The sequence below is a fragment of the Natrialba sp. INN-245 genome, from assembly GCF_009807105.1.
Lineage (GTDB): Archaea > Halobacteriota > Halobacteria > Halobacteriales > Natrialbaceae > Natrarchaeobius > Natrarchaeobius swarupiae.
Genome location: NZ_WUBV01000036.1, coordinates 258,727 through 273,204 on the forward strand (window position 1 = coordinate 258,727; position 14,478 = coordinate 273,204).

Sequence of the window (14,478 nt, forward strand, 5' to 3'; positions counted from 1 at the left end):
TACTCCGTGTATGATCGTCGACACCGAAACGGGTGAACGCCGATGACCGACGACTCGGACCAAGATCCGGCCGAACTCCGCGAGCAGGCCGACGAGTACGAGGCGGTCGCCGATGCGCTCGAAGAGCTCGTGATCGAACTGCGCGATGAACCGGTCAGGGAGTCCCGGCTCGAGGGGCTGTTCGACGAGGCGACGACGAGCAATCCGGGAATTTGGAACACCGTGACCGCGTTTATCGACGTCGAGGACGGCGAGGCGATCGTCACCGACGAGTCGAAGCTGGCGGAAGGCAAGTGGGCACCGGAGATCGTCGAGGACTGCGACGCGATGGTCACGATCGACGTCCAGCGGGGCCTGATGCCCGACGAGTTCACGTACCTCGTCGGGAAGACGCTGCAGACCGAGATCGAGTCGTTCCGTGAACGGGCGAGCGAGGTTCGACGGAAAGCCGACGGACGGACGTGAGGTGGCCCCACGGCGGATTTAATGCCTGGTACGGCCTGTCGAACCGATTTCGACGGCTGAGCACACTGTTCTACACCGCAAGCGTCGTATCGACGATCAGCATGATCGCGAAGCCGAGAACGAACGCCGCCGTCGCCGTGTCGGCATAGCCGTGGCCGTGACTCGAGGGGACGAGTTCGCGGAAGACGACGGCGATCATCGCGCCCGCGGCGAAGCCGGCCGCAATCGGGAAGAGGCCGGAGACGACGGCGACGAGTGCGAATCCAGCCGCCGCGGCGATCGGCTCCGGGACGCCCCCCGAGAGCGTCGTGTAGAGCAGCGTCTTCGACCGCGAGAGGCCCGCTCGAGCCGCGGGGACGGCAATCGCGAACCCGTCCGGGACGTTCTGGACCGCGATGGCGGTCGCGATAGCCAGACCGAGTGCGGTCTCGCCGCTGGCGAAGGCAATCCCGACCGCCAGTCCTTCGGGGACGTTGTGGATCGTCACGGCGCTTCCGACGAGCGCGGCGCGGCGTAGATCGTCCTCGGAGTCGGCTCCGCCGTCCGTGCCGTCGGTTTCGCCCCGGCGTACGGTGGTGGGCGACGGATCGCTCCCGCTGTTTCCGCCCATGGGCTCGAGCACGGTCGTTCCCTCGAGTCGATCATCGCGAAACCAGAGGTGCAGGTGGGGCAGGACGGCGTTGGTCACGAGCAGGAAGGCACCGCCGAGCAGGACGCCCGCGACGACCTCGAGTGGAGTGCCGAGTTCGAGCCCCGGAAGGACGAGCGCGAACACCGCCGCGCCGACCATGATTCCGCCGGCGAGGCCGAGCGCGCCGTCGTAGACCCGGTGGCTCACCCGATCGGTCACCAGCGTCGGGAGCGCGCCGAGACCGGTCGCACAGCCCGCGATCGTCGCGATGACGACGACCTCGACGAGCGACGTCATAGCGGTGGTTCATCGTCCCCGCGGATAGGTGTGCCGTCGAACCTGGTTCGGTTCTTGACGCGAATATAACCGAGTTTTACCGACTAGTTATAATAGCGTGCGCCCCCGTTGCAAAACCGATGGCATTCAGCGACAGACTCCTCGAGGACGGATCGCACATCTGGGAGGCACAGCTGGAGCACCCGTTCGTCACCGAACTCGCGGCCGGAACGCTCGACGAGGCGGCGTTCGAACACTGGGTGAAACAGGACTACCGGTACCTGCTCGACTACGCGCGGCTGTTCTCGGTCGCCGGCTCGAAAGCTCGCGACGAAGAGACGATGACGCACCTGCTGGGCGTCGCCCACGAGGTGCTCGACCACGAGATGGACCTCCACCGGGAGTTCGCCGCCGACTACGGCATCTCCCAGCCGGAACTCGAGTCCGTCGAGAAGGCCCCGACCTGCGTCGCGTATACGAACTTCCTCGTGCGCACCGCCTACGAGAGGTCGATCGCCGAAATCGCGGCCGCGCTCTACCCGTGTATGCAGGGCTATCTCGACGTCGCCGAGCAGATGGCCGATCTCGCGGAGGAAGAACACCAGTACACGCCGTTCATCGAGATGTACACCGGCGAGGAGTTCCGCGAGGCGACCGCGTGGTGTCGGGAGTTCGTCGACGAGTGTGGCGACCGCTATCCCGGCGAACACGACGCCATGCGCGAGGCGTTTCTGACGAGCGCCAAACTCGAGTACCGCTTTTGGGAGATGGCTTACACGCTCGAGGGGTGGGAGCTGTGACCGACGTTGCGGGCGGTGACGTCGACGGTACTGTTTCCGAAACGTACGCGGAATTTGCGGCCGAGACGGACGGCGAGGAGCCGCGCTTTACCGACTGGCTCCGGGCGCGCTCCAAACCCGACTGGACCGACGCCGTCGGTCACCCGTTCACGCGGGAACTGGGCGCCGGCACGCTGTCCGAAGAGGCCTACGCCGAGTACCTCGTCCAGGACTACGCCTTCGTCGGCGACCTCGTCGGGACGTTCGGTTACGCGGTCGGGCAGGCGCCCGGCATGGCCTCGAAAAGGCCGCTCGTCGAGTTCCTCGATACGATCACCGACGAGGAAAACGACTACTTCGAACGCTCGTTCGACGCCCTCGAGGTCCCGGAGTCGCGCCGTCGCAATCCGAAACTCGCCGAGCCAACCGCGGCCTTTGTCGACCTGCTCGGACGCGCGGCCGCCGAGGGCGGGTACGCCGAGACGCTGGCCGTGCTCGTCCCCGCGGAGTGGATCTACGAGGAGTGGGCGACGGCGGTCGCCGCCGAGTACACCGATCCGGATCGAGAACCGCCGAGCGCAGGCGCTGACATCCCGTTTTATTACGCCGAGTGGATCGATCTCCACGCCACGCCCGGTTTCCGCGAGTTCGTCGACTGGCTCAGGGGGGAACTCGACACCGTCGGCCCGGATCTCACGCCGCGTCGCCAGACGAGAGTCGAGCGGCTGTTCCGGCGAACGGTCGACCTCGAGGTGGCGTTTTTCGATTCGGTCTCCGAGTCGGGCGGCCTGGAGTAGCGTCGACCGCTTTCGGCTGCTGCCATCAGAAAGGACGTTCGCGGGGCCGGACGTGATCGCAACTCGAAACCGGTCCGTCGGTTTCCCCGATCACCGATGCGTCGTTAATCGATCGAGATCTCGAGTTCCAGCACGCCGAGATACGACGGTGCGTTGCCGCCACTGGTCCGGAACTCGGTGGGCGTCGAGTCGACGTACCGGTAGAACTCCGACTGGGTCGCTGGGAGCATCGTCGATCCGTCCTCGCGCTGAAGGAACGCAGGTGCGTTCGTCTGTTGAATACGCTCGAGTTGTGTCTCCCAGTCGTCGCCGGCGTGGACGAAGACGCCGAACGAAAAGCGTCCCGAGGAGACTGCCTCCTGTTTCGATGAGAACTGATCGGCCTCCTCGACGCGATACTCCTCGTCGCTCAGCCACGCGATCGCAGCAAGGCCCTCGGTCCGGAGGAGGTAGGCGTCCCAGGTCAGCGTGTCGTCGAAGATCTCCCAGGCGTTTCGCGGCCCGACGGTATCGACCTGGACGCTGAACGCGGGCCGACCCCGCGAGCCGGTCGGCTCGTGGACGAACGTCGCATCCCAGCCGGGGACGCGGATCCCCCGGTCGTGGTAGACGATCCCGTCTGCCTCGAGCCCCAGGTCGTTTTGCTCGTCGAGTTCCCGCAGAAAGTCCAGCACCGAGATGCCGCCAGCCTCCTCGAGTCCGTCGAAGAACTCGGGGAGTTCGTAGACGTCACGCCAGGGACGGTAGCCGTCGGGAGTGCTCATCGTTTCCAGTCCCCTCCGGCGGTCGTCCGCGATCCCACGGTCGGATGCTCGAGGCGCACTCGAGCGGGTGCGTCGTTCATACCCGATGCAAACGCGTCGGATCGGATTATACTGTCGCTGTGGCTCGTCGCGTCGGACCGGAGTATACCGTCGCCGTGGTCCGTGGGGAACGTACTGACGATCGACGCCGGAGCGGAAACCCCAGAATCGGCAGACTGTGGGCGGGCGTGTGTCTCATACGGTTTGCTGTACGTCAGCACCGATGTTACCGCGACACGTCTGCGATTGCACCGGTAAATCGTCACACCAATCCGTGTCAGTACTCGGGTCGTTGGGCCTGGATGACATCCGAAAGCTGCATGTGCTCGTCGGCAAGGAGTTCGTTGAGATCGTCCGACGTGATGATCCCGACCAGTTCGTTACTCTCGTTGCAGACGGGGAGTCGGCGGATACCGTGCTCGCTCATTAGTTCGGTTGCTTTGTAGAACCCGTCTGTCTGATCGGCAGTGGCTAAATCGTCAGACATGACGTCACCGGCAGTCGCTTCTGCCGGGTCCATCCCGTTGCCGAGCACGCGCGTCGCGAGATCACGATCGGTGACGATCCCGATCGGTTCGTCGCCCTCGGTGATCACAACGCTCCCGACGTGGGATTCGTCCATGCGTGTTGCGAGTTCCTGAACGGAGTCGTGTTCTTGTGCCGTTACGACGTTGCTTCGAGCGAGGTTTTCAATAGGCATGAACCCGTCTCGCTGTCCCACTGACGCGGCTATAAACCCCTGCCGTACCTCCAAAACACCGTGACTTCCACGCGTGATGAACTATCCATGCGACTCCCTTGGGCGATACGACTGGTATGAGTCTGTAGACGAGGTGTGCGGCTAAAACGAGTTTTCCGATCGCTTCGACGCTACAGAATCCGTCTCCGATCCTACGGACCCATCTGGCTGTGGATTCCTGCCGCGGCCGTGCCCGCCTGGCTGAGCAGGACGAACAGGGTGAACAGGACGCCGATCATTCGTGGATGCTCTGCGAGGTAATCTTTCATGTTGTCTTTGTCAGACATCACATTCCGATGGATGTGCCCAATGGTAATATAATTATCTAATACTTACATATATATTTTTATAAAAATATAGTCTGTTTTATAATGGGTCGGCAATCCGAGTGTGTGAACTGATACGGGTTACTGTACGTCGGTACCGCCGGACTCGCGACCCCAGCTGCGGTTTCAGCGGTAATACGGTACAGCAATCCGTATGAGACACGGAACGGTTCCGACGTACCGCTCCGATAAATGAGCATAAACTGATAAAAAATCCTCGCCGTCGAATCATCTTTCGGTTACTTCGTCGCACCCGACACATTATCTTTCCGACACCTCATATCGAGTGTATCTCACAATCGAGCACGTTCTCCCCTCAAGGCACAGAAATCGACGAGAAAACCCCAAAAACATCGGGAATACCGACGTCTCAGACGAATTGGTGTACCGATTTGCCGGTATGACCGCAGAACGTGGCGCAGTTGCACCGGAAATCACAGCAGTCCGTATCAGGCACGGCTCGTCGACTTGTCCCCGATTTGGAACTCTCTGCTCGATAGTACTGCGGTAGTCAGTCTCGAACCGACGAAACACCGATCGAAAAACGAAACGACGACCGCGTGGCGTTCGACTGTGGCGTTAGCCTGCCGCGTCGACTGCAACTGGCGTGAACGAACCGGCGGCTTCGGTCCCGTCTTCCATCTCCTGGTCGCCGATGACCGTTTCTTCACCCTCTTCGACGACATCCTCGTCACCGTCCTCGAGCACGGGCCCGTCGTCCACGTCGACGTCGGTCTCGTTGTCGACTTCGTCCGGATCCTCGAACTCGACTTCCTCGAGCGGTACATCGACTGTCTCGCCCTCGACGACTGCAGTTTCGGGAACGGCCGTCTCGGCGTCGTAGGCCTGGAAGCCGTCGTCGCTCGGCGCCGTTACGGTTATCGTGTACTCCTCGGTCGCTTCGACGGCGCTGTCCGTGTACCCGTCTTCGACACCGAGTTCGTCGTTGGTGGCGTACGGAACCGTCAGTTCGAACGAGCCGTCCTCGTCGAGTTCGCCCTCCTGGACGTACTCGAACGTGCCGCTTTCGGTTTCCGAATCCAGTTCGACGGCAGCGACGACGGTCGCCTCGTCGGGGTTGTCGACGTCGACCGATCCCTCGAGCGTCGCGCCCTCGACGCGTTCGTACGTCTTGACGGCGGCACCCTCCCGCTGGTCGAAAACGACGTAGTCGAGCTCCGGATGCTGTTCGATCTGCATGAGTTCGAGGTACGTCTGCTGATCGTAGATCTGGTTGATCGCGACCATCGGCGATCCGCCGGCGTCGTACTCGAGTTCGCCGGTCTCCGCGTTGACGATGGCGTAGCTGACGAACGGCGTCATCCGATCGTCGTTCTCGTGAACCAGCCGGTAGTGTTCCATGCCGGCCGCGTTGCCGAAGTACAGCTGTGCGGAGGTCGTCTCGTAGTACGGCACACCGGCGAACTGTCCCGGAATTTCGTCGCTTTCCACCGGCTCGTTGGGACTCAGATCCTCCGGCGTGGTGTAGTAGTCGTAGTCCGGCCCGGTCCACGTCGTGATCGCACCGAACTTCCCGCCGACCATCTGGTCGTCGATCATCACGTATCGGATCTCCTCGTGGGAGTCCTCGCCGTTTTCGATCATCGCCTCGAGTTCCTCGTTCGAGTGATCGCGGGGTGACTCACCCGCCGCGATCGCGTCGAGAATCAACTCGGACCGTTCCTCGGACTCGGCGGTCAGGAACGCCGACGAGGAGCGGGCGTTCTGCTGGAACGGGTTCGAATGGGGCATCCGCTCACCCTGTACCGTTATCAGGTGGCCGTAGTCCCACCACGACATCACCCCGTAGGATCCTTCCGGATACTCGAAGTCGCCGTCTTCGGGCTGGTCGTAGCTGCCGTAGAGCTCGAGTTCGTCCGCGTTGCCTGCACCTGCCCAGTTACCCGGTTCGGGCGTGTTCTCTGCGAGCCAGTGGTTCGACGTCTCCCAGGTGTCGGCGGTCGGGTTCGGCCCCGACGCATTGCCTCGCTCCCAGGCGGTGTCGTCGCCCGCCGCAACCGGTGGAAGCAACGGTGCGAACAACAGGAGCACGACCATAACGAGTACGATCACCTGGTAGGCTTCGACGTTCTTGAGCGCGCTGACACTCCGGACGAGTTCGACGTCGACGTCGACGATCCGGAGCATTTCGGCGACGAACACCGCGTTTACGACCGCCACCGCGATGACGAGGTAGTAGGCGAATCGAATCTGGGTCGCCGCCATGCTGATCAGAAACAGCGACCAGACGATGACGAGCGTGTGTTCGGTCCGGAACTCCCGACCGAAAAACGGCCGTGAGATCAGGACCACGAGACCCGCGAGCATCGTATAGAACGCGGCACCGAACTCGTCGACGACGTGAGCGGTGAAGTCGGCGGGTGGCTGGGCCTCCTGGATGGTGAGGTCCGTCGCCGTCTCGCCGAACGGGATCAGTCGCCGCGTCGCGTTCGTCACGAACGTATCGAACAGACTTGGAAGCACCAGCCACATCACCGCAAACGCCGCGACGATCAAGCCACCGATCGCCGCCGGATAGTATTGGCGATCGACGTCGAACCCGTTCCACTGCCGTGCGAACCAGGCCATGAACACACAGCCGATCGCGACGAGCGCGGCGCTCGCGGGCTGGAGATAGCCGAAACTCGTCACGCTCGTTCCCGGATCCTCGATGAGAACCGCCGTGAGCAGTGCCGTCACCCCGAGGCTCACCGCACCGACGAACGCGACGTGATCCGGCGAGACGTTGCGGACGTAATCGAGACAGAGCTGGACGGTGAAAAACACCGCGAGAATACCGATCAGGACGACGCCGGGCGGCCACACCCAGATGTACAGCGTGAGTGCGACCCCCGCGAGCGCGCTGTAGATCGCCGGCGTGCGAAGCGCTTCCCAATCGCCGTCCGCGAGGAGTTCGTAGATCGGTTGCTCTCGCTCGGCGACGCGAAGCGCGACCATCATCGCGAGGATCGCGATCGCCATGAACAGCACCTCGGCGACGTGGTGTTGAAGCTGTCCCGCGGTCGTCCGGGCGAGGAACGTCCCTGGTGCGAGCGCGAGCAGGAGGACGGAAACGACACCTCCCAGAGCCCCGCCGAGGCGACGACCGATGAAGAACACCGGAATCGCCACCAGCGCGGCCATCGCGGGGACGGCCAGCAGCGACACCATGTACAGCGTCTCCGTCGACGGATCGCCGAGTCCGACGATCATCGCCGCGGTGACGATGAGTTGATCGAACAGCGTTCCGAACTGGCCGACGTAGCGCCCGGTCGGGAACCCCGTCCAGACGTCGTACGGCATCGTCCGCGGATAGTTCTCCGCGGTCCACTGTACTGTCCGCCAGTGATACCACGAGTCGATCGCTGACAGGGCGGGCGTTCCATCCTCGGTGATGAACTCGTCGTACGCGCGAGTCCGCGTCAAAAACATGAACAGCATCACGACCCCGACGACCGGGATGTGATACCACTGCGTCCACGTCTCGAGGAGAGACAGTGAGGTGTCGGACTCTCCCTGGACGCGTTCAGTGTCCGTACTCATTAGGTTCCAACAGACCCAAGCGCAGAATAAGCCTTGTCATATACGTGCGCCGTTTTCGTCTCCGGGCGGGCACAGAACCGTCCGTTCGAACGGTCCCACCAACTTTTCGACCGTGAAACCGTCGAACCAGACCGCCGTTTCGGCAGGACTTTTACATCGAGGCTCCGACACCACCGACGATGCTGTTACTCGTCGTCGGGATGGTCGTCCTCTTCGTCGCGGGGATCCCGTACGTGCTCTACCTGGCTTGCCAGTACTTCGTTCCATTCGAATCGCCAGCACGAAAGCGCACTCGGACCGTTCCGGTGAGTATCGTCTTACCGACGTACAACGAGGCGGAGATCGTCGAATCGACCCTCGATCGGCTCTGTTCGCTCGAGTACCCGGCGGAGCAACTGGAGATCGTCGTCGTCGACTCGAGCGACGATGATACCGCCGCAATCGTCCGCGAGTCCATTGCCGACCGCGATGCACCGTCGTCGATCGTGATCGAAGAGGACGACCGGGGTGGCGTCGCTCGAGCCGTCAACCGCGGGATCGAAGCCGCGAGCCACGACGTGATCTTTCGAACCGACTGCGATTCCCGACTCGACGACGACGCGATCTCCCACGCCGTCGCGAACCTCAGCGATCCCTCGATCGGAGGGGTCACCGGTCGACAGATCGACGTCCTCGGCGACAGCGAACTCGAGGAATCGTACCGAGACATGCAGGCGGGGAATCAGGCGCTCGAATCGTGGCTCGACTCGACGTTCATCGTTCACGGACCGTGTTTTTCGTTCCGCAAGGACCTGTTCGAACCGATCGCCGAGGACTCGCTCGCGGACGACACCGAGATCGGGGTGACGATTCGACGAGCGGGAAAACGCGTCGTCATGGATCCCGCAATGTGTTTTACCGAAGTCGGCGTGTCGAACATCCGTGATCGGCGCGCGCGAAAGGACCGTCGAGCGATGGGACTGCTACAGATACTCGAGCGTAACCGGGACCTGCTCGGCCGGTACGGCCTGTACGGTCGCATCGTCGTTCCGTTCAACTGGTGGTTCCTCGCGATCTCCCCGTGGCTCTCGATCGCCGGCGGCGCGCTCGTGATTTTGGGATTGCTGACGACCGCCCCGCCCCTCGGTGGGGCGGCCATCCTCGCGTTCGTCGGGTTCGTCTTACTGGGTCAGTACGATCGTCTCGGCCCGCTCCAAGCGCCGTACGCCGTCTTCGACGCTCACCTCTCGCTGGTGATCGCCCGGATCAGACTCTGGCGCGAGGAAGGCGACGGCACTTGGACGATCGACACCGAATCACGAGAGTTACTCGAGTGACCCACACGCGAATTACTCGAGAGCCCTAGAATCCGGGGGCACGCTCGGCCAGCCCATTCACCGTCTTCCCGAGTTGGTCCCGAGCAACCCGAAGACACTCCCGGTAGTAGCCGACACCTCGAGCGGCCGTCATGGCGACCGCGATCGCGGTGTACGTCAGTCGGTTCATCGTCGCGTCGTACTGCTCGCGGCGAATCCCGCTCGGCCGTGGTGGAATTCCCACCCGGCCGTACCGCTCGGGATAGTGTCGCTGAAGCTGACAGTGTCCCCGTCCGATCCGGACGTTTCGCGAGTACAGCGACCGAAACGTGGTCCTCGTCGGGTGGACCACCGTCGCCTCGGGCGCGTACGCCAGATCGTACCCCGCTTCGTAGACGCGATTCCCGAACTCGAGGTCACCGCCAGAGACGAGTCGGTCGTCGAACCGCCCGACGTCCTCGAGCAGTTCGTGCGTCACGAACAGACAGGACGTCGGCGCGTAGTGGTGTTGCTCGAGAAACGCCGCGATCGGAAAGCCGGAGACGAGGTTGTACCGCGCAGTCGGCGAGGGATCGTCGGGGGCCTCGAGTTCGATATCGGGTGCGAGATAGTGGGCCTCAGTCTCACGCACTCGCTCGAGGGCGTTCTCGAGCCATCCGTCCGTGACTCGCTGGTCGGCGTCGAGAAAACAGACGACGTCCTCGTCTGCGTGCTCGATCCCGGTGTTCCGGGCAGCGTACGAGGACTGGACGTCTCGCTCGAAGACGAGCGTGACCCGTTCGTGATCGTCGGCGTACTCGGCGACGATTGCTGGAGTGTCGTCGCTCGAGTCGTTGTCGACGACGACGATCTGGGTCTCCGAGGGAGTGTGTTGTAGAAGCGACTCGAGGGTCGTCTGAATCCCCTCGAGGTCGTTGTAGACGGGGACGACGATGGATACAGTCTGCATTCCCATCTCCTATTAGCCACGACCACGGAAGGTGAAGGCAAAAACCCATTGATAAAAGCACGACCGTCTGTCTACCCGGATTTGATTTACGAAGGGAATTTAACAGCTGAATCGCTATCACTATTTCGAAGGCGATAGTAGATATGATGCTTGTTCTCCACAGTGAAAAGGGAGATGTATGAGTCACGTTGGAATCGTTATGACATCGATGGAGTATGGCGGTGCCGAGCGAATCGCTTTCAACGTGGCGACTGGCCTTTCGAATATTGGTCACGAAGTTGATCTAGTATTGATCGACGCAAAAGGTCCTCTCCTCGAGAAACTTCCCTCTTCTATTTCTGTCGTCGATCTCGGGTCAACTCGAGTTGCGACAAGCGTATGGCCACTTAAAAGGTACCTTGAAAAGGCCCGGCCAGACGCACTGTATGCGATGATGACGGAAATTAACGTCATCACTACGATCGCACATCAGCTGTCGAGAGTTGATACGCGGTTAGTTCTTAGCGAACACAATACACCATCTATTAGCTCAGAGGGGCTGAAAGACGAGTTTGTGCTCAAGCTCGCTGCGAAGGTCTATCCTCGAGCCGATAAAATCGTCGCAGTCTCAGCTGGCGTGAAACGCGATCTTCTCGATGTTACCGGTATCGACCCGGATCTGGTCACGGTTATTCACAATCCGATAGACGTAGAGTGGATTCGCGATCAGGCCACAGAACATATCGAACATCCGTGGTTCGACGATGATTCGCTCCGAGTCGTTCTCAGTGCAGGAAGACACGTTCCGCAGAAAGGCTTTGACACGTTGATTCGAGCGTTCGCCAGGCTAGACGATCCGGCCGCCCGACTGATGATCCTTGGTTCAGGTGAGCAGACGGAATCTCTCGAGTCTCTCGTATCGTCTCTCGGGCTTTCGAATCGTGTGGAATTCACTGGCTTCGTCGATAATCCCTTTGCGTATATGGACCAAGCTGACGTGTTCGTTCTTTCATCGTGGTACGAGGGATTCGGAAACGTTCTCATCGAAGCAATGGCTACTGGCTGCCCAGTTGTTTCGACGGATTGTCCCAGTGGCCCAAACGAAATTCTCGAGAGTGGCGAGTACGGACAGTTAGTCCCCGTTCGAGATCCCGATTCGATGGCGAGTGCAATAGGTATAACACTTGAAGAACAACAGGATAGTCATAGATACGTCGAACGATCGAATGACTTTGCTATTGAATCAGTAATCCCGAAATATTATTCAGTATTAATATAGAATTTTATTCCAATCTCTTACAAAACAACCGTTGGTCATGCCGTAAGGTAGTATAGAATTTCCCCGGTAGTATCAATTGAGACGTCACAGTTGCACCGCTGAGCGTTTCATAGAAGGATTCATATTCTATTTACCAACTATATTTGGGATTAACACATGTTTTTATATAAATTATTTATCTTATCAATAACAATTGGTTTTTTGAATTTATTCGTTTCATATATGGCTTTCCTCGAATAGTCTTGTAACTGATTATTTGAGAGAGACAATATTAATTCAATTACTTCATTTATTCCATCTCCAACCTCTCCACCGTCTCCAATAATCTCGGAGACTGAACCAACATCAGTTGAAACTACTGGAGTTCTGGCTGCTAAGGATTCCAAAAAGACCCGTCCAAAGGGTTCGTGCCAGCGCCCAGGATACACGAAAAGATCATGATTTGCATAAATTGTTGGTAATTTTTCATAAGGGACAAAACCATAAAGAGTCATATTATTAGATATGGTTCTATTGCTTTGAGAAGTGCCCTTCAAATAATGCTTAAGCGGCCCTTTTCCAACAATAGAAAGTTCAAATTTTCTTTCACTCCGGTTGTTTAGTTCTCGAAGTATAGTAGGAAGTCTGTCAACACCTTTGTGCTTTTTCAAACCTCCAACATATAGGAGTTGTATTGGATTCGAAAAATCACTTTTATGATCAATTTCAAACCTCTCGTCCAAAATGTTAGGTATTACGTTAATGTTTTTGTTAGTATACCCAAACTCTGAGTATTTCTTCCTCACGTGATTAGATAGTGCCTGGAAGGCATCTATTTCTTCCTTATATTTACTTGCTTCAAGAGCAATTGGATAATTCTTCATATTTTTAATTGTGTGGTGTAGAATCCTAGCACCCTGATAGATAACACCCCGGTTTGGTTTGGGAGACAACTCTCTCATTGAATTAAATACGCAACTAGTGCACCGAAGGCTGCCGTTCGTGCCACAGTGTCCTTTGTTTTCATATAATAAGTCGTTCTTTGGACATATTGCACCATAGGCATTTAGTGTAACAACAGTGTTTACAGAATGATTCATCGAAATTTTACCCACTGAGGGAATGGTTCTCATTAAGTAGCTATGGAAAACATCGAATGAAGCGAGCTCACTCTCTAACTCGATCACTCTTTCATTTATTTTTGAATATTTATTTTTCACATATGAAGATCCCAAATCCATCTCCCGAGTGTTAACTTTCGTATAATTCTCATCCACCGTTCCCGGACAATAGAAAACAACTTCGTGCCCCAAGGATTGTAGGGATTCTCCGATTAGGGTAGCACTATGAACTGCTCCAGAACCTTCAGCAGTCGGACTATCGGGGTGGAGTAGAGCAATTTTCACTTGATATTGTAAATATCTAATTCCTAATTAAACCACTGATAATGATGCGAAATCGTTTTTGTGGGGCCCTATAATAGTACTATCTTGGTCTGTTGAATCACTGGGTGGCGACGGAATGGTTCGGTAAGTTAAAAGAGTTGAAGCGGGAGAGTTGAGTTGTCTATGACCCAGATCGCCCGCTTCATTGGGGAGAGTCTCAAGTGGGAGATTTCACCGTTATTTGTCGAGTGCGCGAGGGAATTCCGTGCTCTCGTCTTTACTGTCTTCAAAAAGTGATAAGCCGTCGCATTCCTCATCATTCTCTTACCATAATTAATTCTGTATATACGTTTCGGGAGATGTTCTTGTATTCTACCTGAAGGTTTTTATGGTTTCTTCCGGCAGAGCAAATTTTGAAGTCGAGTTTTTCTAGAGTACGAAGTAATCTTTCAAATGCCTCCTCTTCTTTTGGATGTATTTCTATATGGAGTATAATGGGGTTACATTGAGCAAGAGTTTCCTCAAGCAACGGAATCAATTCACATTCGAATCCATCAATATCCATTCGAATTACATTAACTGATTGTAGGTCGATCTCCTGGCTATCGAAATACGAACTCGGTGTGACTGTTTCGACCTGCCTCGTATTTTCGGAATTGTCAGGATTATCGACAAGAATATGATTGTTACAGTTGGAGGATAACCGCAGTGTTCCGGTCCCGTTTTCGGTACCCAGCGCTACCTGAGATGTCTCGAACATCTCTTCGTACCCATTCAGTTCGACGTTCTCGAGGAACCGTTCGTAATTGTCCGGGTCCGGTTCGACCGCGTATACCGACGCTCGCTCTCCGAGGACCGACGCTGCGAGCAGTGCGTAGTATCCGATATTGGCTCCGACCTCGAGTATCGTTATTTCGCCATCACACGTTCGCTTCAATCGTTCGAGTTCCCGCTTGTACGCACTCGTCGTGATCGGTTCTCGAACCCCGTAGATGATCAACTCCTGTCCGATCACTTCGTCGGTGTCGAGTTTCATCAGACTCCCTTCAACCTCTTTGATCACCGAATCACCGTAGCGCCACTCGAGATACCGTTGTCCAAAGATCAGACCGCCAGTCGTATCACAAAGCTGTGTCAGGTCTCGAGATCGGAATATGGACCAGTACACACGAGCAAGGGTTCTGAGATACGGGAGAACCTTGTCTGGGCGAGAGATCGCCTCGAAGAGTTTTCCGACCACTGTACTCATAGCG

General features: G+C 57.8%; 13 protein-coding genes. 5 read left to right on the plus strand and 8 right to left on the minus strand.

Annotated features, from left to right (window positions below):
• Positions 1–42 precede the first annotated feature (42 nt).
• Positions 43–465, plus strand: a complete 423-nt coding sequence (locus GRS80_RS11745) for a hypothetical protein (RefSeq protein ID WP_160047706.1) — start codon at positions 43–45, stop codon at positions 463–465.
• Between the two features lie 70 nt (positions 466–535).
• On the opposite strand, the gene GRS80_RS11750 is transcribed toward GRS80_RS11745, so the two are convergent.
• Positions 536–1,393 (minus strand): ZIP family metal transporter, encoded by an 858-nt coding sequence (locus GRS80_RS11750; protein WP_160047707.1) that lies wholly within the window; start codon positions 1,391–1,393, stop codon positions 536–538.
• A gap of 119 nt (positions 1,394–1,512) precedes the next feature.
• Here GRS80_RS11750 and tenA point away from each other — a divergent pair, with 119 nt between their 5' ends.
• Together tenA and GRS80_RS11760 are read left to right on the plus strand one after the other, a co-directional pair.
• Entirely contained in the window at positions 1,513–2,172 is a 660-nt protein-coding gene (gene tenA / locus GRS80_RS11755; protein WP_160047708.1) for a thiaminase II, read from the plus strand.
• Complete coding sequence (locus tag GRS80_RS11760) at positions 2,169–2,948, plus strand: TenA family protein (protein WP_343161545.1); 780 nt, start codon at positions 2,169–2,171, stop codon at positions 2,946–2,948. Before tenA ends, GRS80_RS11760 begins: the two co-directional genes overlap by 4 nt.
• Before the next feature lie 104 nt (positions 2,949–3,052).
• Here GRS80_RS11760 and GRS80_RS11765 read toward each other — a convergent pair whose 3' ends face one another.
• The 4 genes from GRS80_RS11765 to GRS80_RS11775 form a co-directional block, all read right to left on the minus strand.
• Positions 3,053–3,712, minus strand: coding sequence for a hypothetical protein (locus tag GRS80_RS11765; protein ID WP_160047710.1), 660 nt, complete (start codon positions 3,710–3,712; stop codon positions 3,053–3,055).
• Between the two features lie 316 nt (positions 3,713–4,028).
• Positions 4,029–4,451, minus strand: coding sequence for a CBS domain-containing protein (locus GRS80_RS11770; protein ID WP_160047711.1), 423 nt, complete (start codon positions 4,449–4,451; stop codon positions 4,029–4,031).
• 191 nt (positions 4,452–4,642) lie between these two features.
• Complete coding sequence (locus tag GRS80_RS20965; protein WP_255455272.1) at positions 4,643–4,777, minus strand: hypothetical protein; 135 nt, start codon at positions 4,775–4,777, stop codon at positions 4,643–4,645.
• A gap of 618 nt (positions 4,778–5,395) precedes the next feature.
• Positions 5,396–8,359: an oligosaccharyl transferase, archaeosortase A system-associated gene (locus tag GRS80_RS11775; protein WP_160047712.1), complete on the minus strand. Its 2,964-nt coding sequence runs from the start codon at positions 8,357–8,359 to the stop codon at positions 5,396–5,398.
• Positions 8,360–8,538: 179 nt separating this feature from the next.
• Here GRS80_RS11775 and GRS80_RS11780 point away from each other — a divergent pair, with 179 nt between their 5' ends.
• Complete coding sequence (locus tag GRS80_RS11780; protein WP_160047713.1) at positions 8,539–9,675, plus strand: glycosyltransferase; 1,137 nt, start codon at positions 8,539–8,541, stop codon at positions 9,673–9,675.
• 25 nt (positions 9,676–9,700) lie between these two features.
• Here GRS80_RS11780 and GRS80_RS11785 read toward each other — a convergent pair whose 3' ends face one another.
• On the minus strand, positions 9,701–10,603 hold the full coding sequence (locus GRS80_RS11785; protein WP_160047714.1) for a glycosyltransferase: 903 nt from the start codon (positions 10,601–10,603) through the stop codon (positions 9,701–9,703).
• A gap of 178 nt (positions 10,604–10,781) precedes the next feature.
• Here GRS80_RS11785 and GRS80_RS11790 point away from each other — a divergent pair, with 178 nt between their 5' ends.
• On the plus strand, positions 10,782–11,861 hold the full coding sequence (locus tag GRS80_RS11790) for a glycosyltransferase (protein WP_160047715.1): 1,080 nt from the start codon (positions 10,782–10,784) through the stop codon (positions 11,859–11,861).
• Between the two features lie 149 nt (positions 11,862–12,010).
• Here GRS80_RS11790 and GRS80_RS21110 read toward each other — a convergent pair whose 3' ends face one another.
• Both GRS80_RS21110 and GRS80_RS11800 read right to left on the minus strand, forming a co-directional pair.
• On the minus strand, positions 12,011–13,246 hold the full coding sequence (locus GRS80_RS21110) for a glycosyltransferase family 4 protein (protein WP_160047716.1): 1,236 nt from the start codon (positions 13,244–13,246) through the stop codon (positions 12,011–12,013).
• 295 nt (positions 13,247–13,541) lie between these two features.
• Positions 13,542–14,474 carry an FkbM family methyltransferase gene (locus GRS80_RS11800; protein WP_160047717.1) on the minus strand — a complete coding sequence of 311 codons (933 nt, stop codon included), beginning with the start codon at positions 14,472–14,474 and terminating at the stop codon, positions 13,542–13,544.
• Between the last annotated feature and the right edge of the window lie 4 nt (positions 14,475–14,478).